Here is a 23433-nt window from a genome sequence, read left to right on the forward strand (position 1 = left end):
AGTCAACGGCGGGCACGACGGAAGGCGCGAGATGCGGTCATGGGGCAGGTTGTTGCTGGGGTCGGCGGTCCTGCTGGCGGCGTGCACGCCCACGGACGGGCCAACCACACCGGCCGGCGCATCGGCCACCACGGCCTCGGCGAGCGCGGCGGCGGGCGCCGCGACCGGCTGCGGCTCGCAGATCGAGACCGGGTCGCTGCCCGACTGGGCGGACGCCGGGTTCAGCGGGGACGCCCGCGCCCCGCACGTCTTCGGCGCGAAGGGTGACATCGTCGCGGTGCTGTTCGGTCACCCGCTGCGGCCGGACCGGAAGGACGGGTCCAACAACAAGATCCTCTGGGTCTCCCGTCCGGCCGACACCCCGTCCGACCCGACGTCGCCGGCCACCTTGACGATCACCGCGACGCTCGACGGCACCGACATCCGGGTGACCCACGAGGTCGCCGGCGGTCCGGGCCCATCGATCATCGACATGCCGCGGGCGGGCTGCTGGCACCTCGACCTCCGCTGGTCCGGGCGCACCGACACGATGGACCTGGTCTACGCCGACAGCTGACCGATCCTGAACAGCAGGGACACCGGGGGTTGGATCGGCGGCCGGTCCGGGTACCCGGCGCGGGTGGCCGAACTGCTTGAGGACGGGGACATCTACTTCTTCTACCGCCCACGGGTGGCGGAGGAGCACGTCGACTCGCTCGACGAGGTGCAGCGGCTGTTGGTGGTGATGCACCCGTGGCGGGGGCGGCACCTGCGGCTCCTCGTGGTCGGGCGCAAGCGGCTGCCCGGTATCGACGAGCACGACCGGTTCTGGGCGTTCGTCGACGAGGTGGTGGAGCGGCCGGAGCAGCTGCACGAGACGCTGCGGGCGCGCACGTACCGGACGAAGACCCGCGACAGGCGGGAGCAGCCGCCGGCCCGGCCGGCGGCGGAGGGGGCGTACGTGATCGCCCGCCACGACGACCACACCCACCTCGCGTACGAACTCGAACTGCCCCTGCACCCCGGCCCTCCGCAGCACGAACTGAGCATCGAGCCGGAGGCGAGCTACATCGTCACGGTGAAGAACCCGCAGGCACCCTCCCCGCCCGGGGTCGGCCTGCGGGGCTCCCGGAAGGTCACGCTGCCCGCCGCGTTGCAGGAGAAGTTCCACGGCCGCCGCTTCGCCCCGCTCGACCCGCCCGGCTTCCTCGACCATGCCGGGACCGAAATGGTTCTCATCGGCGCGGCGCACGACGCCTCCGAGGAGTTGCAGATCGACCTGGACGCGGAGGTCGAGCGGGCGGAGCGGAGCACCGTCTTCGGGGACCTGCGGATCGGGCGCCGGGAGCGCCCGGTCGAGCCGCTCTTCGAGGGGAAGTGGGCCTGAGCATCGGCGGCACACCGGCCGAATCAGGGGAATCACCGTCGGGCGGCGCCGCTTAGGCTGTCGGCATGCTTGATCGTCCTTCCGGTGCTCGGCCCGCGGTCTCCGCTGCCTGTGCGGACGTGTGGAGGCGGTGAGCCGGCCGTCCGTACCCGCGCAGCGCGGCCGCGGTCCGCGGTCTCCCGCCGGGCCCGCGAGTCTGGCGGAACGCTGCGCGCGGATCGCCGGGTCCCGCCCGTTCGAGGCGGTCATCGTCGTCGCCATCATGGCCAACGGGGTGGTGCTCGGCGTCGAGACGTACCGCGATCTCGGGGCGGCGGAGCCGGTGCTGCACTGGTTGGAGCGGTTCTTCCGGCTGGTCTTCGTCGTCGAGATCGCGATCCGGGTGCTGGCGTACGGCCGCCGGCCGCAGGACTTCTTCCGGCACGGCTGGAACGTCTTCGACTTCCTGGTGACCGCGGCGATCTTCATCCCCGGGCTGCACGGCGACTCGGCCGTGCTGCGGTTCCTGCGGGTGGCCCGGGTGCTGCGCCTGGTGCGGTTCTCGCCCGGCCTGCGCACCATCGTGGCGGCGCTGTGGCGAAGCCTCCCGGGCGTCGCGGGTTTCCTCGCCCTGGCGGCCGTCACCCTCTACGTCTACGGCATGGCCGGCTGGTTGATCTTCGGGGAGCGGTTTCCGGAACAGTACGGGGACATCGGCCGCTCCCTGCTCACCCTGTTCGTGCTGCTGTCGCTGGAGACCCTGCCGGATCTCATCCAGCAGGGCATGACGGTGTCACCGTGGACCCTGCTCTACTACGTCAGCTACGTGATGATCACCGTGAACCTGCTGCTGAACATCCTGATCGCGGTCATCGTCAACTCGATGGAGGAGGCGCGCCGGCTGGAGATGACCGAGCGGCTGTCGCCCGACTACGACGAGGACGGCGACGGCGTGCCCGACGAGGTGGACCGGATCGCGCTCACCCAGCGGCTGGACGACCTGCGGGCCGTCATCGTCGAACTGGAGCGGGAACTACGGATCGACCGCGACGACGGGCCCGGCCGGCCGCGCCCGCACCAGGGCGAGCGCACGAGCTGAGGGCGACGGCCCGCGCCGCCGCCCGACTGTGACCTGCGGCACCTCCCACCTGATCGGGAATCAGATCACCGGATCCGGACCTGGAGTCAGATGTGACTCCTGCGCTGTTTCCCGCCCGCCTGCCCGACGACCGGCCGGAGCTGACCCGATGACCGCCGGCGTCGACGCTCCCGAGGTTCCGGCGGCTCCGCTGACGCCGGGTGACCTGATGAGCCCCCGGCAACGCCTGCGGCTCGTCCTCGTGCTCGGATCGCTGATCGCGGTGGGGCCGCTGACGATCGACATGTACCTGCCCGCACTTCCGGCGATCGTCGCCGACTTCCAGACCACGTCGGCGGCGGTCCAACTGACCCTCACCGGCACGCTGGCGGGCCTCGCCCTCGGCCAGTTGCTGATCGGCCCGCTGTCCGACGCCGTCGGCCGGCGCGCGCCGCTGATCGCCGGCATCGCGCTGCACGTCGTGGCGTCGCTGCTCTGCGTCGTCGCACCGAACATCGCGGTGCTGGGCGCGTTGCGGGTGCTGCAGGGCCTCGGCGTCGCCGCGGCCTCGGTGGTCGCGATGGCCGTGGTCCGCGACCTGTTCAGCGGCGCGGCCTTCGCCAGGCTGCTCTCCCGGCTGCTGCTGGTGATGGGGGCGGCGCCGATCCTCGCGCCGACCCTCGGTGGCGGGGTGCTGCGCTGGACGGACTGGCGCGGCGTGTTCGTGGCGCTGGCCGCCTTCGGTGTGCTGCTCGTCGTGGTCGCCGTGCTCGGCCTGCGCGAGACGCTACCGGCCGACCGCCGCCAGCGCGGCGGGGTGGTCGCGACGCTGACCGTGTACGGCTCGCTGCTGCGGGACCGGACGTTCGTGGGCCTGGTGCTGGTCGCCGGGCTGGCCATGGCGGCGCTGTTCGCCTACGTGGCCGGGTCGTCGTTCGTCCTGCAGGAGCAGTACGGACTGGACGAGCAACAGTTCGGGCTGGCCTTCGGCGCGGGCGCCGTCGGGCTGATCGCGGCGACGCAGGTCAACGTACGGCTGCTGCGCCGTTACTCACCGCAGCGGATCCTCGTCACCTCCCTGGGCGTCGGGACCGCGGCCGGCCTGGCGCTGCTCGCCTTCGCCGCGACCGGCCTCGGCGGCCTGCCGAGCCTGCTGGTGTCGCTGTGGGTGGTGCTCGCCGCGGCGGGCCTCGCCATGCCGAACGCGCCGGCCCTGGCCCTGTCCCGGCACGGGGAGGCGGCCGGTACGGCCTCCGCGCTGCTCGGCGCCGTGCAGTTCGGCGTCGGCGCGCTGGCCGCACCCCTGGTGGGCGTGCTGGGCAATGGCGCGGTCGCGATGTCCCTGGTCGTCGCCGGCGGCATGGTGGCGGCGATGGTGGTGCTGTTCGTGGTCGTGCGTCCGGCCCGGCTCGTCGACCTCGAACCGGACGCGGTGGTCGTGCCGGCGCACTGACGGTGCGGGCGGTGGCGCCGCTCGTGGCGCCGCCACCGCCCGGCCGGTCAGACCCGGGTGATGCGGACCGCGTCGGCGATGACGTAGCCGGTGCCGCTGGTCCACCGGCTCACTCCCACCTTGTCGCCGTCGCCCGCGGCCAGGGTGAACACGCCCAGCGACACCCACTGACCACCGTTGACCCGCTGGTTCACCCGCACGGTCTGGTTACCGCCGGTGGTGGCCACAATGTACGGAGTCGAGTCGTTGTAGCCCGCGTCGGCCGGATACCAGACCGAGACCTGGTAGCTGCCGGTCTCCGGCAGGTCCGCTCGGTACCAGGCGACATCGCTGGCCGGGGTCGGCGTGGCGAACCGGTAGTCGGGACCGAGCCGTTGACCGGAGTAGGTCGAGGTGCCCCAGTTCGCGCTCGCGGTGAACCGACCCGTGGTGGTGTTGTCGACCGTGACGCTGAAACCCGGCGGTGGCTCCGTGGTGCCGGTCGAGACGTCGAGATAGTCGCGGTCGATGTAGATCCGCACGCCGCCCCAGGTCTCGTAGCTGTCACCGGTGTACTGGTGGATGCGCTGACGGTTGGCGTAGTACCCGTCCGGGCAGTAGTCGCCGGCGTCGGTGTCCGCCGCGCCGTTCCACCAGGCGAAGAAGAGGTGGTCGACCCGGGTGTACCGGGTGTCGTGGTAGGCGCCGCACAGATCCCGGACGCCCGAGGAGCCGCTGGAGTACATCCCGGAGAGGTAGCCCAGCGCGTGCAGCCGTTCGGTCCACCCGGAGAGGTACGACAACACCGCCGCCTTGCACGACTCACTCGACGGGTAGTGCTCGATGTCGTTGTAGATCACGCTTCCGGCGGGGATGCCCAGCGCCTGGGCCGCGCTCACCGCACTGGTCGCCCGGGTCGCCCCCTGCGATCGGGCGGTGGCCGGGTCGTACGACATCTTCGGCGTGCGGGTGCCGCACGGCGCCTGACGGTCGAGTTCGATGGGGATGAGGTGCCAGCCGTTGTTGGTCTGGTTGGTCACCCAGGTCGCGGTGAGGTTGGCCTGGGCGCAGGATCGGCTGGCGCCGCTGATGTAGATGCCGACCGCACGGTAGGGCGACGTGTCGCGCCACGCGTTCATGGTCGACTGGGAGGGGGCGGTACACGTGTCGAAGCCCTTGCCGGTGTAGGTGCCCGGCTGCGGGCCGGACGCCGCCAACGGCAGCGCCGTGGCGGGCTTCGCGGCCGCGCGCACGGCGTCCAGGGACACCCGCGTGGCGCCCTGTCCGAGCCGGGCGGAGGCCAGGATCCGGCGGACCGTCGACTCGGTCTCCGGGGTGTGGAAGGCCGTGACGAGGACGCCCGCGTCGCGGACCGCGACCTGGATCGATCCGTCGCGGGACACCGGGCTGCTGTCCGCGGTCGCCCGGGCGCTCGTCGTGACGGCGGTGTCCGTGGCGACGCGCTCGGCGGTGACGGCGTCGAGCGGCTCGATGATCAGCCCCGCCGTACGCCCGACCAGCCCGGAAGGGCACCAGGGCTCGTCGCCCGGATGGCCGAGGTAGACCGCGGGCCGGTCGAACCGGACGCACGCGTGCGGGTCGGTGGAGAGGTCGACGATCTGCCAGTCCGCCGGCACCGGCACGCGGTAGCCGTGGTAGCTGACGATCCGGTCGTCCGTGGGGGCGGCCCGGGTTGGTGTGGCCGCCACCGCCAGACCGACGATGGCGGCCGCCAGGCCGGCCATGATCCTGCTTTTCCTCATCGACGCCCCTCTGCGGGAAAATCCTTCGCACACGATGGCTTCTTTGGCAGATTCCTACCATGCGCGGACGAACAGCGCCAGAGACCGACGTCAATGAGGAGTGGTGCAATCGGGGCCGTCCCACAAACACCACGGCGAGCGGCGTGGGCGCGGTGCGGGCACGCGGCGACGGCCTGGCGATTGACATCGCTCAAGCCGGGGACGGCAGCATGATCCGCGCCACCGCCCCCGGCGTCGAGATCGACGTGGAGGTGCCGTCGCCGCCGAACCACGAGTCGCTCGGCGTCGTGGCGCCGTGGAGCACCCGCCGGTTCCAGTACACGGTCAAGGACGTCGGCCGGCCGGTGCGGGGCATGGTGCGGGTCGACGGCACCACGTACCCGATCGCCGAGGACGACTCGTTCGCCGTGCTCGACCACGGCCGCGGGAGGTGGCCGTACGCCATCTGCTGGAACTGGGCGGCCGGCAGCGGACGCGGCCGTGGCGGATCACCGGCGACCGGGTGGACGTGGCGTTCCACCCGTTCCACGAACGGGTCGCGCGCACCAGCCTCGGTGTGCTGGCCAACGAGACCCACCAGTGCTTCGGCCACTTCTCCGGCTGGGCGCTCACCGGCGACGGTGCGCGGATCGACCTCGACGGCCTCGTCGGCTGGGCGGAGGAGGCCCGTAACCGCTGGTAGCCCGGCCGGGTCGGCGCGACGGTGGTCCGGCTGTCACGCTCGCTCGCCGGGAGGTCCCCCCGGCTTTGCGGGGGGACCTCAGCCCGACCGGCGACGAGTCCGCCGGTCAGCCGGGCAGGTCGATCAGCGCCAGGTCGCGGTCCACGGCGGTCCACGCCTTCCGGGCGCCGGGGACCGGCTCGATCCGGGGAACCGTGTACCAGTTGGTGCCGATGCCGGTGTACAGCGGCACCGCCGAATCCAGGCCCGGTCCCAGCTCGTAGATGTTGTCGCCGAAGTTCGCTCCGGCGTAGACCCGGCCGTGGTGCGCGACGACCTCCCCGTACCCGCTGAGCTTGCCGGACCGCAGCACGGTGCGGGTGGTCAGGTCGTACGCGGTCCACGTGCCGCTCGTGCGCTTGTACAGCGCGTAGAGCACGCCGTTGAACACGTCGACGTGTTGCAGGCTGGGCTGGTTGGGCAGCGGCGCGAACCGGTCGACCACCTCCCGACGGTTGAGGTCGAAGACCGCCACCTGGGAGGTCGGTTCGGTGGGCGGTGTGCCGTTGCCGCCCCAGGTGTCCCCGGCGACGTAGGCGAGGTCCCCGTCCACCGCGATGGCGTTCAGCGCCTGGTTCGGCAGGATGTCGAGGCGTACCTCCATCTCCCCGGTCGCCGGGTCCAGCAGCGTGAGCGCGCCCTGCAGGCTGCCGTACCGCGGGGCCGAGGCGATGAGGACGAGACCCGACGGCTTGTGGTGCACCACGTCCCAGGGTCGCTGCTGGTTGTGGCCGATCATGCCGAAGCTGCGGACGCGACCGGTGCGGGGGTCGAGCTCGACGACCTCGCCGCTCGGGTACAGGGCGCTGATCATCCGGTCGCGCCAGGCGACGATGTCCTTCGCCTCGCCCGCGACCGGATAGCGACGGCTGACGCCGCGCGCCGGCTCGTGCACGGTGATCGCGAAATGCCCGCCGACGTACACCGATCCGTCGGGCGCGGCGCACATCGACTGGAGGAGTTCCGGCCCGGCGGCCCGGGCGTCGTCGGTCAGGTCGTCCTGCTCCACCGCGTCCCGGCCGGGCGCGAGGATCGACACCCGACCACTGCCGTTGGCGGCGAAGACGGTCCCGTCGGCGAGCAGCGCCACGCCGCGTCCCTCGTCGCCGGTCGGGCCCTGGGCGATGGTGACCAACCGGTCGCCCTCGCGGCGGAGGATCGATCCGGTCTGCCGGCCCAGGGCGAGCAGCCCACCATCGTCGGTGACGGTGAGCGAGTCGACCAGGTACTCCCCGTCGGCGGGCACCTCGACGTGGCCGGAACCGTCCCGGGCGATGTCGTGGACACCGAAGGCGGATGCGGCGTAGACCCGACCGCCACCCGCGGCCAGCGCGCCGAGGCCCGCATCCAGCGGGGTGCCGACGGGCATGATGTCGACCTTCGCCCCGGTGCCCCGGTCGATCCGCACGATGTGCGCGGGGATCGTGCCCGCGTACACGTAGCTCTCGTCGGCGGCCAGCAGCCGGGCGTACTGGGATCCGGGAAACGCGCGCCCGAGGTTGGTCAGGGCCCCGGTCGCCGGTTGCAGCGACCAGACCTCACCCCGGGGGTAGGTGCCGAAGTAGACGACGCCGTCCGGGGCGGTGGTGGCGGCGAACACGATCGTGCCCGACGGGCCGATGGTGCCGAGCCGCCGGGCGGTCCTGCTCACCGGGTCGTACTCGACGATGTCGCCGAACGAGTACGTGCCGATGTAGACCTTGCCGCCGGAGACGGCGCAGGCCCACGCCCCGTCGCCCCGCTCGAGCGACACCACGTCGGTCACGGCGCGGGCCACGATGTCGTACGTGACCACCTTGGGCGGCGTCTGCCCCCGGGTGACGAAGTACGCGGTGGTGCCGTCCACGGCCATGCCGACGATCGCCGCGCTCAGCGACGCCGGGCCGAACCGCCCGGGCTGGCGCGGGCTCTCGGCCGCGGCCGGCAGCTCGCCGAGCACGGCGCCGCCGAGCGCGGACAGGGCCGTGAGCTGGATCAGGTTACGCCGATTGAGATGCGTCATGGCGCATGCTCCTCATCGATAGGTGAGGTCTCGGGAATGGGCGTCGAGCCGCGACCAAGGCGAACCTTTCGGCCGGGACCGTAATTGCGCCAGAGTCTAGTACGGCGTGTGTATGTGGAGACAGGGATGAAGAGGGCCCTCTATCGGGGAATTCAAGGGCGGCCCGTAACCGGTGCTCAGGCCGAGTGACCGTAGCGTCGCACCCGCCGGCTCACGAGCCGTCCACGATCACGACCTGCAACCGGCGCGGGCCGTGCACCCCTTCCACCCGGTCCAGTTCGATGTCGCTGGTCGCGGACGGGCCCGAGATCAGGGTCAGCGGGCGGGTCGGGTCGGCCAGCCGGGCCAGCGCCTCCGGCAGGCCGCCGACGATCTGACCGGTGTGGACGACGCAGATGTGGTGGTCGGGGACCAGCGACAGCAGCCGGCGTCCCTGGTCCGGCCCGGTGTCCAGGATCAGGGTGCCGGTCGCCGCGATCGCGACCGCGCAACCGGTGAGCACGGCGAGCCCGGGGAAGTCCAGGTCGGTCACCCCGAGCGGCTGCGCCGGGTCGTCGCGCCGCACGGTCCCCGGGTAACGGGCCAGCCAGCCGGTCGGCGCCGCGGCCGGTACGGCCACCGCCGGCACCTCCGCCAACAGCCGCGCCAGCACCGCCGGCAGTTCGCCGGCCGCGCACCGGTGCACCGTGGCCCGGTAGTCCGCCACCCGGTCGACGAACAGGCCCACCAGGTCCGCGTACCCCGTCGTGCGGTCGTACCCCCTGGGCACCTCCACCGGCGCGGCCGGCCGGGCCGCGCGGAGCCGGGCCAGGATCTCCTCACGCGCGTCCATCGCGTTCCCCGTCTCGGGCCGCCCACCAGTCACGGAAGGTCTGCCGGGCCGGCAACGGCGCGTCGCGGCTGCCGGTCCACGCGGAGAGCGGCCAGGGGAGGCGGCGCACGGCGGCGCGGTCGCCGGCCACCAGCCGCAACGGCGCCGCACCCCGTCGGGCGGCGCGCAGCGCGGCGGCGTACCGCTTGCGGTCGCGCATGACCCAGGACATGGTCCGCATCGCGGTCCGTTCGGCGGACGGTCGGCCGCGTCGCGCGTCCACCCCGGCCTGCCTGAGGTGGACCAGCACCTCGGGGATGTTGATCCGGACCGGGCAGGCGTCGTAGCAGGCGCCGCAGAGGGTGGACGCGTACGGCAGGGTGCGGTTCGCGCCACCGCCCGGGCCGGTCAGCTGGGGGGAGAGGATCGCGCCGATCGGCCCCGGGTAGACCGAGCCGTAGGCGTGTCCGCCCACCTTCTCGTAGACCGGGCAGACGTTGAGGCAGGCGGAACAGCGAATGCAGCGCAACGCCTGCCGGCCGACACTGTCGGCGAGGGTGTCGCTGCGGCCGTTGTCGACGAGCACGATGTGGACCTCGCCCGGCCCGTCCCCGGCGGTGACCCCCGTCCACATCGACGTGTAGGGGTTCATCCGTTCGCCGGTGGAGGAGCGGGGGAGCAGTTGCAGGAAGACCTCGAGGTCGGTGAAGCGCGGCAGGATCTTCTCCACCCCGACCACCGAGATCAGCGTCTCGGGCAGGGTCAGGCACATCCGGCCGTTGCCCTCCGACTCCACCACCACCAGCGTGCCCGTCTCGGCGATCGCGAAGTTGGCCCCGGAGACGGCGACCCGAACGGAGAGGAACCGCTGCCGCAGGTGCCGTCGGGCCGCTTCGGCCAGCGCCGCCGGCTCGTCGGTCAGCCGGCCCAGCTCCACGCCGGGCATGCGGCGGGCGAAGATGTCGCGGATCTGGGCGCGGTTGTAGTGGATCGCCGGCACCAGGATGTGCGAGGGCGTGTCCCCGGCCAGCTGCACGATCAACTCGGCCAGGTCCGTCTCGACGGCGCTGATGCCGGCCTCGGCGAGGGCCTCGTTCAACCCGATCTCCTGGGTGACCATCGACTTGACCTTGACCACCTCGTCGGCGCCGGTCCGCCGGACCAGCCCGGTGACCACCTCGCACGCCTCGGTCGCGTCCCGCGCCCAGTGCACGACCGCGCCGGCGGCGGTCGCGGCGGCCTCGAACTGCTCCAGCAGCTCCGGCAGCCGGCTCAGCGTGTCGTCCTTGATCGCGGCCCCGGCCAACCGCAGCCCTTCCCAGTCGTCGACCTCGCCGACGACCCGCAGCCGCTTGTCCCGGATCGTCCGGGTGGCCCGGTGCAGGTTCGCCCGCAGCTGCGGGTTCGCCAGCTGCTCGCGGGCGGCAGTGGGGAAGGGGAGCCGAGCGGTGATGTTGCCGGTGCCGGTCACGTGCTGCCTCCCGTACTGGCCAGGATCTCGGCGTAGTGGATCGGTCGGGGCGCACCGGCCCGGCGGGACAGTCCGCCGCCGATGTGGGCCAGACAGGAGTTGTCGGCCGCGGCCAGGAACTCCGCCCCGCTGTCCACCGCGGCGGTGCACTTGTCGGCGAGCATCGCGGCCGACACCTCGCTGTTCTTCACCGCGAATGTGCCGCCGAACCCGCAGCACTGCTCCGCGTCGGCCAGCGGCAGCAGGTCCAGCCCGCGCACCGCGCGCAGCAACCGGTGCGGCCGGTCAGCCAGGCGCAGCATCCGCAGCCCGTGGCAGGTCGGGTGGTAGGCGACCCGGTGCGGGAACTCGGCGCCGACGTCGGTCACCCCGAGCACGTCCAGCAGCAGCTCGGAGAACTCGAAGGTCCGCGGGGCGAGGGCGGCGACCGCCGCCGCCAGCCGCGCGTCCGGTGCCGCCAGCCGGGGGTACGCGTCCCGGACCATCGCCACGCACGAACCGGACGGGGCGACCACCGCCTCGTACCCGGCGAACGTCTCGACGAAGCCGCGCACCATCGGCAGCGCCTCGGCCCGGTAGCCGCTGTTCGCGTGCATCTGCCCGCAGCACGTCTGCGCCTGCGGAAAGTCGACGGTGTGGCCGAGGCGTTCCAGCACCCGCACCACCGCCTGCCCGGTGCCCGGGAACATCAGGTCGTTCACGCAGGTGACGAAGAGCGCGACCCGCATCTCACGCTCCTTCGAAGTAGGGCAGGTGCCGCTCGCGGGCGGCGAGCAGGTGGGCGCGCATCGCGGCGCCGGCGTCGTCGGGGGCGCCGGCGCTCACCGCGCGGACGATCCGGTGGTGCTCGGCGGTGCTGACTCCGTAGTGGCTGGTCGGGAAGTGCAGCCGGAACAGGTGCAGGTGGGCGCGGAGCCGGACCACCGCCTGGTGCAGCATCCGGTTGCCGGCCAGGTCGGCGAGCAGGTGGTGGAAGCGGGCGTCCTGGGCGGTGAACGCGGCGATCGCCGCGAACCCGGTCGCGTCGGGGGTGGCGCCGGGCAGGTCGGCCTCGGCGCGGAGCCGGGACAGGCCGTCGGCGGCGATCGTGCCGGCGCCGACCTCGGTGGCGGCCCGCCGGGCAGCGGCGGTCTCCAGGATCAGTCGCATCTCGACCAGATCCTCGAACTCGGCGCGGCTGAGCAGCGGGGTGGCGGTGTAGCCGGCCAGTGGGCGCTTGCGGACCAGCCCGTCGGACTCCAGCCGGGCCAGTGCCTCGCGGACCGGGGTCGGTGACACCGCCAGCCGCCGGGCGAGCGCGTCGATGCCGATCCGTTCGCCGGGGGCGACCTCGTGATCCATGATCAGGGCCTGGATCGCGGTGTAGACGTCCTCGGTGAGGATCCGCCGGCCCGGGCGCATGGCCGGATCCTATAGGATCTGCCGTCCGCGGCGGAAGGTGCCGCGGTCAGCTGGCCGGTCGCTGCCGGCGCAGCGGCGCGGTGATCCCCGCGGCCGGCGGACCGGCCTCCGGCGTCAGCGGTTCCGCGACCCGGGCAGCCACTGCGCCAGGTAGCGGGTCAGGCCGTCCAGGTTCGTTCCCCCCGACCGGTAGCCGACGTGCCCGTCGGGTCGTACCAGCCAGGCGGCGGTGTCGGCCGGCGTCAGGCCGAGCCGCCGCAGCGCCCGGCCGGTCGGGTCGTGCAGGACACCGGCCCCGTCATTGGCGGTCAGCCGGTGTACGGCGACCATGCCGGCCAGCCGATCCGTCACCGGGGCGGGCCAGCCGTCACCCGGTCCACAGAGCAGCAGGTGCCAGCCCGGAGCGCGCAGTGCCTCGTGCAGGGTGATCGTGGTCCCGTCCCGCACGACCGGGGCGTCCGGCAGCCGGTCCCCGGCGCGGGGGCCCCGCCGGGGCGCGCCCGCGCCGTCGCGCGACAGCGGGCTACGGCGGTACCTGATGTTCAGCTCCGACACGGTGCGGAAGGCGGTGGCGCGGGCCCGCAGCGCCAGGGGGACGACCGCGGGGGCGAGGTGGGTTCGCGCGAAACCGATCACCGGGTTGGTGGAGGTGGCGATCCGGAAGGCCCGGTCGGTGAACCGCACCACCGTCCGACCCACCGGCGCCCGTTCCGGTTCGTAGGTGTCCAGCAGGCGCGGATCACCCCGGCCGGTCAGCGCGTCGGCCAGCTTCCAGCCGAGATTGACCGCGTCCTGGATCCCGGTGTTCATGCCCTGCGCGCCGACCGGGCTGTGGATGTGCGCGGCGTCGCCGGCCAGGAACACCCGCCCGGCGCGATACCGCGTGGCGGCGCGGTGGTGCAGCCGGAAGTTGGTCATGCAGGCCGGATCGTGCAGCCGCACCGAGCCGCCCGTGTAGGCGTCGGCGAGGGCCTGGACCTCGTCGAGGGCGAGCGGAGCCGTCGGGGGCGTCCGGTCGGTCGGTGGCCGCATCGCGATCAGCCGCCAGCTCGTGGGCGAGCCCAGGGGGAGGATCAGCAGCACCCCCTGGTCCGCGAGGAACGCGTGCCCCGCGCCGGGCTCCACGCCGTCGGCCTCCACGTCGGCCAGGACGAAGGTCCGCGGGTAGCGGCCGCCCTCGAACCCGATCCCCGCGAACCCGCGAACGGCGCTGTGCGCGCCGTCGCAGCCCACCACGTACCGGGCGGAGACCTCCTGCTCGCCGCCGTCGGCACCCCGCAACCGGCACCGGATCCCGTCCTCCTCCGTGCTGAGGCCGATCAGTTCGGTGTTGCGCTCGATCCGGATGCCGGTGGCGGCCAGCCGGTCGCCGAGGATCCGTTCGGTCTCCGCCTGGGACAGGAACAGCAGGTACGGGTACGCGGTGTCGTCGAGGCCGAGGTCGAACAGCGGTACCGAGATCACCCGGCGCGGGGTGTGCAGACGCAACCGGACGGTGGGGTTGCCGCGGGCGACGAGCTGGCCGGTGACGCCCAGGCCGGCGAGCACCTCCAGGGTGCGGGGCTGGATGGCCAGGGCGCGCGACTCGTGGACGCGGTCGCCCGCCCGGTCGACGATCCTGGGCCGGACGCCGTGGGCGGCGAGCTGCGCCGCGAGCGCCAGGCCGGTGGGGCCCGCGCCGACCACGAGCACGTCGACGTCCCCGGGCGGGCGCGGGCGACTGGTCACCGCTTCACCGTACGACGGGTGGGCCGTGCCGGATCCGGCCACGGCAATTTATTGCTCCCGGCCACCGGACTTGTCACGATGCAGATCGATGGGTCATTAGAACGTTTCATAGAGGGTGGGGACTCGGCGTATGAAACTCACAAGACGGCCTCGGCCCGGACTGTCCGCCGTACTGGCGCTGCTGCTCATCCTCACCGCGACCGTGCCCACGGCCGGCCCGGCCGTCGCCGCCGAGCCGGCGGTCCACGAACTGGCGGTCGCGGACCTGACCACCGAGCGGGCGACGAACCCGATCGGACTGGACGTCGCCCGCCCGCGGCTGGGCTGGACGATCACCGCCGCCGCGCGGGGCGTGCTCCAGCAGGCCTACCAGGTGCGGGTGGCCACCAGCGAGGCCCGCCTCGACGACCCCGACGTCTGGGACAGCGGCCGGGTCACCTCCCGGCGCAGCTCACTGGTCGCCTACGGCGGGCCGCCGCTGCAACCCCGGACCCGCTACCTCTGGCAGGTCCGCGTCTGGGACACCGCGGGCCGCACCTCCGACTGGAGCGCCACCGCCTCCTGGGAGACCGGCGTCAAGGGCCCCGACGGGTGGCAGGCCGACTGGATCGGCATGCCCTCGCCCACCGAATCCTGGACCGACTACACCATCCAGACCACGGTGCGGCTGGACACGGACGCCGCCGGAATCTTCTTCCGCGCCCGCGGGCCCGCCAACGCCTACATGTGGCAGTTCTCCATCACCGGCGGCACCCCCAAGCTGCGCCCGCACGTGCGCACCGGCGGCAACTGGGCGGTGCTCAAGGAGGTGCCGCTGAGCGGCGTGGTGCCGTCCGACAAGCTGACCGCACCGCACACCCTGCGCATCACCGCCGCGGGTGACACGGTCATCACCTGGGTCGACGGCGTACAGGTCGACGTCACCGGCACCACCGTGCACCGCGCCGGCTCGGTCGGCCTGCGCACCAACGGGCCCGAGTCCGCCGTCTTCTCGGACTTCTCGGTGACCAGCGGGGACAGCACCCTCTACGCCGCTCCGCTCACCGACGGCGAGAACCCGTTCGCCGGTGGATCCCCGACCCCCGCCGGACTGCGGGTCTCCGGCAACACCGAGGCCATGCTCACCGCCCTGGACGCGAACCCGCTGTTGCGCCGCGGCTTCCAGGTCGACGGCGAGGTCGCCCGGGCCCGGGTCTACGCCACGGCGCTCGGCGTCTACGAACTCTCGATCAACGGCCAGCGCGTCGGCGACCACGAGCTCGCCCCCGGCTGGACCGACTACCACAAGCGGGTGCAGTACCAGACCTACGACGTGACCGGCCAGCTCCGCCGGGGCGACAACGCCTTCGGCGCGATGCTCGGCGACGGCTGGTACGCGGGCAGCATCGCCTGGTTCGGCACCGACAACTACGGCTCCCGGCCGCACCTGAGCGCGCAGCTGGTCATCGACTACACCGACGGCCGGACCGAGACGGTACGTACCGACGGCACGTGGCGGGTGACCCCGGGGCCGTTCGCGCAGAGCGACCTGATCCACGGCGAGACCTACGACGCCCGCCGGCTGCCGGCCGGCTGGGACCGGCACGGTTTCGACGACTCCGGCTGGTCGCCGGCCACGGTCGACGACACCGACGCGACCGGGAAACTCGTCGCCCAGGTCGACCCACCGGTGCGGGTCGTGCAGGAACTGCCCGCCAGCGCGCTGACCCAACCCACGCCGGGCACGTGGATCTTCGACCTCGGCCAGAACATGGTCGGCAAGGTCCGGCTCACCGTTGACGGGCCCGCCGGCGCCACGGTGCGCATCCGGCACGCCGAGGTGCTCAACCCCGACGGCACCGCCTACACCGCCAACCTGCGCTCGGCACAGGCCACCGACTACTACCGGCTGGCCGGCGGTGGTCCGGAAACCTACGAGCCGACCTTCACCTTCCACGGCTTCCGCTACGTCGAGCTGACCGGCTTCCCGGGCACTCCCGACCTCGGCACCGTCACCGGCCTCGTCATGCACACCGACGGCGCGCTCACCAGCGAGTTCGAGACCTCGAACGCGATGGTGAACAAGCTGCACAGCAACATCACCTGGGGCCAGCGCGGCAACTTCCTCTCCATCCCCACCGACACCCCCGCCCGGGACGAGCGCCTCGGCTGGACCGGCGACATCAACGTCTTCGCCGAGACCGCCACGTTCAACATGGACAGCCTGATCTTCCTCACGAAATGGCTGCAGGACCTGCGCGATGCGCAGTCGGCCAACGGCGCCTACCCCGACGTGGCCCCCCGCGCCTGCTGCGGCGACGGCGCCACCGGCTGGGCCGACGCCGGCATCACCGTCCCCCACACACTCTGGAAGCGCTACGGCGACACCCGGGTGATCGAGGAGCACTACGCGTCGATGGCGCGCTACGCCACCTGGCTGGAGAACACCAGCTCGGGCCACCTGCGCACCAACGCCGGCCCGTACCTCGACTGGCTCAACCTCGACGACCCCACTCCCGCCGGCGTCATCGGCACCGCCTACTACGCCCACAGCATCCGCCTGCTCGGCGAGATGGCCGCCGCCATCGGCAGGACCGCCGACGCCCGGCGCTACGCCGCGCTCGCCACGCAGATCGCCGAGGCGTTCGTCGAGGAGTACGTCGCCGCCGACGGCACCGTGCGGGGCGACAGCCAGACCGGCTACGTCCTGGCCATCGGCATGGACCTGCTCCCGGACGGGCTGCGCGCCAAGGCCGCCGAGCGGTTGGTCGCCAACGTCGAGCGGCACGACTGGCACCTGGCCACCGGCTTCCTCGGCACTCCCGACCTGCTGCCGGCGCTCAGCGACACCGGGCACCTGGACGTGGCCTACCGGCTGCTGCTCAACGACACGTACCCGTCCTGGGGCTACGAGATCGCCAAGGGCGCCACCACGATCTGGGAGCGCTGGAACTCGATCATGCCGGACGGCAGCTTCGGCGACGTGTCGATGAACTCCTTCAACCACTACGCCTACGGTGCGGTGGGCGACTGGATGTACCGGACGGTCGCCGGCATCCAGCCCGACCCGGCGAACCCCGGCTACGCCCACGTCACGTTCGCCCCCCGACCCGGCGGCGACCTCACCGCGGCCCGCGCGTCGTACCGCTCCGTGCACGGCGCCATCAGCACCGACTGGACGCTCGACGCCCGGGGCGACATGCGGTTGACCGTGACCGTTCCGGCCAACACCACGGCGACCGTCCGGATCCCGACGCCGAGCCGACACGCAGTCACCGAAGGCGGTCGGGCGGCGGAGCAGGCCGCCGGGGTGCGCTTCGTGACGATGGACGGCGACACCGCGGTCTTCTCCATCGGCTCCGGGTCGTACGCCTTCGCCGTCGACCGGGTGCTCGGCGACCTCGGCGAAGCCGCCGACGCGGTACGGGCCGCGGTCACGCTGACCGACGAGGTCGCCGGCGAGCTTGACCGGGGCGTGGTCGAGCAGCTGCGGGCGCGGTTGGCGAAGCTCACCGACGAGACGGCGACCGCCCGGACGTCGTACCCGGCGGGGGAGAAGCTCGCCACGGCGGCGGACGTGCACCGGGCCCTGGCCACCGGATCCGACCTCGGCCGGTGGCTGCGGACGCAGGTCACGGTCGGCCGCATCCCGTCGGAGACCGCTGACCGGTTCACCGCGCTGCTCAGCCGGGTCGACGGGCGGCTCTCCGCCGCGTCCTCGGCGCTGATCGGCGCCGTGGCGAAGCTCGACCTGCCGGTCGGCGAGCGGCTGCCCGGTGACGTCGTACGGGCGACGGTGCTCATCTCGAACGGCGGCACCACCCCGCTGACCGGGGTGAGTTCCACGCTGAGCGCCGGTGACGGCTGGACCGTCACGCCGGTGGGCGGACGCGCCACCAGCGTGCCGCCGGGCGAAACGGTCAGCCACCGGTACGACCTGACGGTCCCGGCCGGGCAGGCACCGGCGACGGTGCCGGTCACCGGCTCGACCAGCTACCGCCACCAGGCCGGCACCGCGACCCTGCCGCTCGCCGGCACGCTGACCACGGTGCCCGCGGTCGCGATCGGGTCGACCACCGCCACACCGACCACGGTCACTCCGGGCACCCCGACGACCGTCCGCACCGTGCTGCGCAACCGGGCGACGGTGCCGGTGACGGGTCAGCTCACCACCACCGCTCCGGACGGCTGGACCGTCGACCCGGCCGCGAGCACCTACCAGTTGGCCCCGGGCGCCGAGACCACGGTGTCGACCGTGGTCACCGCGCCGCTGGCGGTCGGCGAAGGCCCGGCCGACATCACCGTCGCCACCGGCGCCACGGCCGCGGAACGCCGCACCCTCGCCGTGCCCGTCCGGTTCACCAATCCACCCGCCGTGGTGCTCGACCACGTGGACCTCGGCGACCCGACCTCCGAGCAGGCCCACCGGCTCGCCGCCTCGACCCACTCGGGCAGCAACACCGAGGCCGGGCTGACCCGTCGCTACACCAACGTCAGCTATCCGGGCGGCTGGTTCGAGTTCGACCTCGCCGTCACGCCGGGCAGGCCGTTCCTGATCCGGGCGGTCGAGACGTACGACCGGGCGCAGCTGAAGGACTACCAGGTCCTCGTCGACGGTGCGGTGGTGCACACCCGCGCCCACCAGCGCACCGCCGGCGGCGTCGGCACCGTCAGCTACCAGTTCGTGGTGGACCGGCCGGAGGCGACCCGGGACGGGGTCGTGCGGGTGCGGTTCCAGGACGTCGGCGACGGATACGACCCGTCGATCGCCGACGTCTGGTCGATGCCGTGACGCAGGGCGCGGGGGAGTGAACGGCGGTCGGTCCGGGGGCGGACCGATCGCCGTCACGTGCGGGGTGTGGCGCGGGCGGGCCGCCGGCGGCTGCTGGACTCGCGGACCACCAGCTCCGGCTGGAACACGACGTGCCGGTGCCGGTGGCGGCCGGGGTCGTTGACCTCCTCCAGCAGCAGCTGGGTCGCGGTGCGGCCGAGCTGCTCGCGGGGCTGGCGCACCGACGACAGCGGCACGGCGGCCGCCGCGGCGAATTCGATGTCGTCGTAACCGACGATGGCGATGTCGCGGGGAACGCGCACGCCGCGCAGGGTCATCTCCTGCAGGACCCCGAGGGCGAGCAGGTCGTTGGCGCAGAACACCGCGGTGGGTCGGTGCCGCGCGGGCAGGTCGGCGATCTCGCCGGCGGCGCGCCGACCGGCGGCCACGGACAGCGTCGCCGTCTCGACCACCCGCAGGTCGCCGGCCGTGCCGACGGCCTCGACGAGGCCGGCGAGCCGGTCGGCGACCTGCCGGATGGAAACGGGTCCGCCGACGTACGCGATCCGGGCGTGGCCCTGTTCGAGCAGGTGCGCGCCGGCGAGCCGGCCGCCGAGCACGTCGTCGACCGCCACCGAGCAGCGGTTGTGGTGGCCGGTGCCCCGGTCGACCAGGACGACCGGGGTGCCGCGGGCGATGAGCTGCTCCAGGCGCGAGTCGGGGCCGTCGTGCACCGGCGTGATGAGCACACCCTGGACCCGCTGTTCCTCCACGATGTCCAGGTGGCGGCGTTCCCGGGTGGCGTCCTCGCCGCTGTTGCAGACGACGACCACCCCGCCGGCCTGCTCGGCCTCCATCTCGGCGCCGCGAACGACGTCGGCGAAGAACGGGTTGGCGACGTCGAGGACGACGATCGCGATGGTGCGGCTGCGGCCGGCGCGCAACTGCCGGGCCGAGTCGTTGCGGACGTAGCCGAGCTGGTCGATGGCGTCGAGCACGCGCTGGCGGGTCGTCGGCGCGACCGCGTCCGGCCGGTTCAGCACGTTGCTCACCGTGCCGATCGAGACGCCCGCGTACCGGGCGACCTCCTTGATGCTCGTGGTCGGCATGCTCACCAGTCTCTCCGTCGGGCACCAGGGTCGCGTGGACGGGGCGGGGTTGAACCGTTCCACTGCGGAGGTTGCCGCTGCGTGCCCGTAACAACCAGGTAACTCTCGGGAAACCCTTGACGTATCGATGCGGTCGTCCCTAGTGTCGTGGCCACGAAGATATGAAACGTTTCATTGATTCGTCAAGTCGTCATCCCTCGATGTCACGAAGGGGGCCTCGGTGGGACCGGTGCTGTCACTGCACGGCGTCGGCGCGGTCGCCGCGCTGCGCGACGTCCGTCTCGACCTGCACGCCGGCGAGGCGCACGCGCTGGTGGGGGAGAACGGCGCCGGCAAGTCCACCCTGGTGAAGATCCTGGCCGGCGTCCACCGGCCCGACGCCGGCACGCTGACGCTCGACGGACGCGAGGTCGTCTTCGGCGGCCCCGCCGACGCCCGGGCCGCCGGCATCGCCGTGATCTACCAGGAGCCGACCCTCTTCCCCGACCTGTCGGTGGCCGAGAACATCTTCATCGGCCGGCAGCCCCTGCGCGGCCTGCGTCGCATCGACCGCGCGGCAATGCGCTCCCGGACGCGGGAACTGTTCGCCCGCCTCGGAGTGCAGCTCGATCCGGATCGGCCGGCCCGCGGGCTCTCCATCGCCGACCAGCAGCTGGTGGAGATCGCCAAGGCACTCTCCTTCGACGCCCGGGTGCTGGTGATGGACGAGCCCACCGCCGCGCTGTCCGGCGTGGAGGTGGAACGGCTCTTCGCGGTGGCCCGGTCGCTGCGGGACAACGACGCGGCCGTGCTGTTCATCTCCCACCGGTTCGACGAGGTCTACGCCCTCTGCCAGCGCATCACCGTGATGCGCGACGGCCAGTGGGTCTCCACCGACCCGGCGGCGGAGCTGACCGTCGACCAGTTGGTCCGGCGGATGGTCGGCCGGGACGTCTCCTCCCTCTACCCCAAGACGCCCGCCGAGATCGGCGAGGTGCGGCTGGAGGTCAGCGACCTGACCCGGCACGGCCACTTCGACGGCGTGAGCTTCACCGTCCGCAGCGGCGAGATCGTCGCCCTCGCCGGTCTCGTCGGCGCCGGCCGCAGCGAGGTCGTCCGGGCCATCTTCGGCATCGACCGCTACGACCGGGGCGAGGTCCTCGTGGGCGGGCGCCGGCTACCGGCAGGCAACACCCCGGCAGCGATCGCCGCCGGCCTCGCGCTGGTGCCCGAGGACCGCCGCCAGCAGGGCCTCGTGATGGACCTGTCGGTGGCGGAGAACACGACACTGCCACGGCGCTGGTCGCTGAGCCGGCTCGGCCTGTTGTTCGGCCCGGCCGAACGCCGGTCGGCGCGGACCTGGACCCAGCGGCTGCAGGTGAAGTCGGCCCGGCTGACCGACCCGGTCGCCACCCTCTCCGGCGGAAACCAGCAGAAGGTCGTACTGGCCAAGTGGCTGTCGACCGCGCCCCGGGTGCTCATCGTCGACGAACCCACCCGCGGCATCGACATCGCCACCAAGGCCGAGGTGCACCGGCTGCTGTCCGGGCTGGCCGCCGAGGGCGTGGCCGTGCTGATGGTCTCCAGCGAGCTGCCCGAGGTGCTCGCCATGGCGGACCGGGTGCTGGTCATGCACGAGGGCCGGCTGGTCAGCGAGATCGACCGCGACCGGGCCGACGAGGAGTCGGTGATGTTCGCGGCAACCGGACAACGGGAGGGATCGTGAGCGCGAGCAGCGCGGCGCGGCGGGGCACCGCCGGCGCGAACCAGGGCGGGCGTCCGTGACCACCACCGACGTACGCCGGGCCGAGCCGACGCCGGGGGGCCGACCCGCCGCGGCCGGGGCCGGCGCGCGAGCGGCCCACCGCCTCTTCGTCGTCCGCGAACTGGGCATCGCGCTCGCCCTCGCGCTGCTGGTCGCCGGCACGGCGCTGACGAACCCGCGATTCCTGTCCGCGCAGAGCGTCAAGGACCTGCTGCTGGGCTCGACCATCCTGGCGATCCTCGCCGTCGGCCAGGCCATCGTCATCATCACCCGCAACGTCGACCTGTCGGTCGGTTCCATCCTCGGCCTGTCGGCGTTCGCGACCGGCACCCTGTTCCTCGCCGCGCCCGGCCTGCCCATCCCGGTCGCCATCGCGGTCGGCGCCGCGCTCGGCGCGGTCTGCGGCGCCGTCAACGGCGCCCTGATCGCCGCCGCGCGGGTGCCCGCCCTCGTGGTCACCCTCGGCACGCTCTACGTCTTCCGCGGCATCGACTACACCTGGGCCACCGGCCGGCAGATCAACGCCGCCGACATGCCCGCCGGATTCCTCCGGATGGGCACCGCCACGCTGCTCGGCGTCCCGGTGCTCACCCTGTTCGCGGTCGCGGTGCTGCTCGTCGCCGGGTTCGTGCTGCGCTCGTACCGCGCCGGCCGCGAGCTCTACGCGATCGGCTCGGACCCCGACGCCGCCCGCCTCGCCGGCATCCCCGTCGGCCGGCGGGTCTTCGTGGCCTTCGTGGTCAGCGGCGCGCTCGCCGGGCTCGCCGGTGTGCTCTACGCCGCCCGCTTCGGCACCCTCGACGCCAACGCCGGCCTCGGCTCCGAACTCAACGTCGTGGCTGCGGTCGTGGTCGGCGGCGTGGCCATCTTCGGCGGCAGCGGCTCCGTCTACGGCGCCGCCCTCGGCGCCGTGCTGCTCACCACCATCGGCAGCGCCCTGCCGGTGCTCGGCATCAACCCGTTCTGGCAGCGCGCCGCCGTGGGCGCGCTGATCCTCGCCGCCATCGGGCTGGACCGCGCGCTCGCCGTGCGGATGACCCGCCGTCTGCAAGGAGGCAAGGCCCGTGGCGCCTGAGCACCCCGTGCCCACCCGGCCGGCCTGGCGGTCGGTGCTGGGATCCTGGGACGCCGTCGTCATCGTCGCCCTGGTCGCCGTGATCATCGTGGGCAGCCTGACCATCGACGGCGTCAGCAACCCGCGGTTCTACCGGTTCCTGGTGCTGGAAGCCATCCCGATCGCCCTGATCGCGATGCCGCTGACCCTCGTCGTGATCACCGGCGAGATCGACCTGTCGGTGGCGAGCACCGTCGGCCTGACCTGCGCCGTGCTCGGACAACTCTGGCACCTCGGGGTCAGCTCGCTGCCCGTGCTCATCGTCGCCAGCCTCGCGCTGGGTGCCCTCCTCGGCGCGGTCAACGGCCTGTTCGTCACCGTGTTCGGGCTCCCCTCGCTCGCGGTCACCATCGGCACCCTGGCCCTCTACCGCGGCCTGGCCTACGTCGTGCTCGGCGACCGTGCGGTGGCCGACTACCCGACCGGCTGGACCCGCCAGGCGACCAGCCCGATCCCGGGCACCACCATCCCGTGGTTCGTCCTCGTCGTCGCCGCGCTCGCGGTGCTCTTCGGCGTGGTCCTGCACGCCACCCCGATCGGCCGGGGCCTCTACGCGATGGGCAACAACGCCGAGGCGGCCACGTTCTCCGGCATCTCGGTGGCCCGCACCAAGTTCTGGCTCTTCGTCACCACCGGCGCCGTCTCCGCGCTGGCCGGCGTGTTCTGGACCTTCCGGTTCGCCAGCGCCCGGGCGGACAACGCCACCGGCCTGGAACTCTCGGTGGTCGCGGCGGTCCTGCTCGGCGGGGTGTCCATCTTCGGCGGGCGCGGGGGTCTCGTCGGTGTGCTCGCCGCCGTCGCCCTGCTCGGAACCCTGCGCAACGCGCTGCAACTGGCCGACGTGCCGGCCAACGCGCTGACCATCGTGACCGGATCCCTGCTCATCCTCGCCGTCGTCGGGCCGAACGTCGTACGCCGGGCCCGTGACCGGCTGAGCCGGCGACGACCCATCCCAGCCTGAGAA

Annotated in this window: 16 protein-coding genes and 1 pseudogene; 9 read left to right on the forward strand and 8 right to left on the reverse strand. The window is 73.0% G+C overall.

The genetic code is table 11. From position 1 onward, the window contains the following. The first annotated feature begins 52 nt into the window (after positions 1–52). From ACVCAH_RS16490 to ACVCAH_RS16505, 4 genes are all read left to right on the forward strand, one after another. Positions 53–556 (forward strand): hypothetical protein, encoded by a 504-nt coding sequence (locus ACVCAH_RS16490; RefSeq protein WP_447137011.1) that lies wholly within the window; start codon positions 53–55, stop codon positions 554–556. 63 nt (positions 557–619) lie between these two features. Beyond that, positions 620–1366 (forward strand): hypothetical protein, encoded by a 747-nt coding sequence (locus tag ACVCAH_RS16495; RefSeq protein WP_447137012.1) that lies wholly within the window; start codon positions 620–622, stop codon positions 1364–1366. Positions 1367–1496: 130 nt separating this feature from the next. Further along, positions 1497–2444: an ion transporter gene (locus ACVCAH_RS16500; protein WP_447137013.1), complete on the forward strand. Its 948-nt coding sequence runs from the start codon at positions 1497–1499 to the stop codon at positions 2442–2444. A 208-nt stretch (positions 2445–2652) separates the two neighbouring features. Continuing rightward, positions 2653–3876 (forward strand): multidrug effflux MFS transporter, encoded by a 1224-nt coding sequence (locus tag ACVCAH_RS16505; protein WP_447137101.1) that lies wholly within the window; start codon positions 2653–2655, stop codon positions 3874–3876. 47 nt (positions 3877–3923) lie between these two features. Here the strand turns inward: ACVCAH_RS16505 and ACVCAH_RS16510 are convergent, their stop codons facing one another. Next, positions 3924–5162: a glycoside hydrolase domain-containing protein gene (locus ACVCAH_RS16510; RefSeq protein WP_447137102.1), complete on the reverse strand. Its 1239-nt coding sequence runs from the start codon at positions 5160–5162 to the stop codon at positions 3924–3926. A gap of 515 nt (positions 5163–5677) precedes the next feature. Here ACVCAH_RS16510 and ACVCAH_RS16515 point away from each other — a divergent pair. Continuing rightward, positions 5678–6300 (forward strand): annotated as a pseudogene (locus ACVCAH_RS16515) (DUF2804 domain-containing protein). Between the two features lie 106 nt (positions 6301–6406). On the opposite strand, the gene ACVCAH_RS16520 reads toward ACVCAH_RS16515, so the two are convergent. The 6 genes from ACVCAH_RS16520 to ACVCAH_RS16545 all read right to left on the reverse strand — a co-directional run bounded on the left by ACVCAH_RS16520 (position 6407) and on the right by ACVCAH_RS16545 (position 13752). Beyond that, entirely contained in the window at positions 6407–8341 is a 1935-nt protein-coding gene (locus ACVCAH_RS16520; RefSeq protein ID WP_447137014.1) for a hypothetical protein, read from the reverse strand. A gap of 211 nt (positions 8342–8552) precedes the next feature. Further along, complete coding sequence (locus ACVCAH_RS16525; RefSeq protein ID WP_447137015.1) at positions 8553–9173, reverse strand: LutC/YkgG family protein; 621 nt, start codon at positions 9171–9173, stop codon at positions 8553–8555. Continuing rightward, positions 9160–10623 carry a lactate utilization protein B gene (locus ACVCAH_RS16530; RefSeq protein ID WP_447137016.1) on the reverse strand — a complete coding sequence of 488 codons (1464 nt, stop codon included), beginning with the start codon at positions 10621–10623 and terminating at the stop codon, positions 9160–9162. The genes ACVCAH_RS16525 and ACVCAH_RS16530 overlap by 14 nt, the downstream gene beginning before the upstream one ends. Then, on the reverse strand, positions 10620–11351 hold the full coding sequence (locus ACVCAH_RS16535; RefSeq protein ID WP_447137017.1) for a (Fe-S)-binding protein: 732 nt from the start codon (positions 11349–11351) through the stop codon (positions 10620–10622). Before ACVCAH_RS16535 ends, ACVCAH_RS16530 begins: the two co-directional genes overlap by 4 nt. A 1-nt stretch (position 11352) precedes the next feature. After that, positions 11353–12024 (reverse strand): GntR family transcriptional regulator, encoded by a 672-nt coding sequence (locus ACVCAH_RS16540; RefSeq protein ID WP_447137018.1) that lies wholly within the window; start codon positions 12022–12024, stop codon positions 11353–11355. A 114-nt stretch (positions 12025–12138) separates the two neighbouring features. After that, the gene (locus tag ACVCAH_RS16545) at positions 12139–13752 is read right to left on the reverse strand and encodes an FAD-dependent monooxygenase (protein ID WP_447137019.1); all 1614 of its coding nucleotides are present in this window, start codon (positions 13750–13752) and stop codon (positions 12139–12141) included. A 130-nt stretch (positions 13753–13882) separates the two neighbouring features. Here ACVCAH_RS16545 and ACVCAH_RS16550 point away from each other — a divergent pair, with 130 nt between their 5' ends. Then, on the forward strand, positions 13883–18523 hold the full coding sequence (locus ACVCAH_RS16550) for a family 78 glycoside hydrolase catalytic domain (RefSeq protein WP_447137020.1): 4641 nt from the start codon (positions 13883–13885) through the stop codon (positions 18521–18523). 53 nt (positions 18524–18576) lie between these two features. Here ACVCAH_RS16550 and ACVCAH_RS16555 read toward each other — a convergent pair whose 3' ends face one another. Further along, positions 18577–19611, reverse strand: coding sequence for a LacI family DNA-binding transcriptional regulator (locus ACVCAH_RS16555; protein ID WP_447137103.1), 1035 nt, complete (start codon positions 19609–19611; stop codon positions 18577–18579). Between the two features lie 220 nt (positions 19612–19831). On the opposite strand from ACVCAH_RS16555, the gene ACVCAH_RS16560 reads away from it, so the two are divergent. Genes ACVCAH_RS16560 through ACVCAH_RS16570 form a run of 3 tightly spaced genes read left to right on the forward strand, consistent with a single transcriptional unit; the run spans position 19832 to position 23430 of the window. Further along, a complete protein-coding gene (locus ACVCAH_RS16560) occupies positions 19832–21316 on the forward strand; it encodes a sugar ABC transporter ATP-binding protein (protein WP_447137021.1) in 1485 nt (494 codons plus the stop codon). Positions 21317–21371: 55 nt separating this feature from the next. Then, positions 21372–22430 (forward strand): ABC transporter permease, encoded by a 1059-nt coding sequence (locus tag ACVCAH_RS16565; protein WP_447137022.1) that lies wholly within the window; start codon positions 21372–21374, stop codon positions 22428–22430. Beyond that, on the forward strand, positions 22420–23430 hold the full coding sequence (locus ACVCAH_RS16570; RefSeq protein WP_447137023.1) for an ABC transporter permease: 1011 nt from the start codon (positions 22420–22422) through the stop codon (positions 23428–23430). The genes ACVCAH_RS16565 and ACVCAH_RS16570 overlap by 11 nt, the downstream gene beginning before the upstream one ends. The last annotated feature ends 3 nt before the right edge of the window (positions 23431–23433 follow it).

It is taken from the genome of Micromonospora sp. LZ34, assembly GCF_052981855.1.

What these genes read in the sequence shown, in the direction of transcription:
- ACVCAH_RS16505 (WP_447137101.1), top strand. Translation starts at nt 2,653, where the DNA reads ATGAGCCCCCGGCAACGCCTGCGGCTCGTCCTCGTGCTCGGATCGCTG.
- ACVCAH_RS16520 (WP_447137014.1), bottom strand. Translation starts at nt 8,341, where the DNA reads ATGACGCATCTCAATCGGCGTAACCTGATCCAGCTCACGGCCCTGTCC.
- ACVCAH_RS16525 (WP_447137015.1), bottom strand. Translation starts at nt 9,173, where the DNA reads ATGGACGCGCGTGAGGAGATCCTGGCCCGGCTCCGCGCGGCCCGGCCG.
- ACVCAH_RS16535 (WP_447137017.1), bottom strand. Translation starts at nt 11,351, where the DNA reads ATGCGGGTCGCGCTCTTCGTCACCTGCGTGAACGACCTGATGTTCCCG.
- ACVCAH_RS16540 (WP_447137018.1), bottom strand. Translation starts at nt 12,024, where the DNA reads ATGCGCCCGGGCCGGCGGATCCTCACCGAGGACGTCTACACCGCGATC.
- ACVCAH_RS16550 (WP_447137020.1), top strand. Translation starts at nt 13,883, where the DNA reads ATGAAACTCACAAGACGGCCTCGGCCCGGACTGTCCGCCGTACTGGCG.
- ACVCAH_RS16555 (WP_447137103.1), bottom strand. Translation starts at nt 19,611, where the DNA reads ATGCCGACCACGAGCATCAAGGAGGTCGCCCGGTACGCGGGCGTCTCG.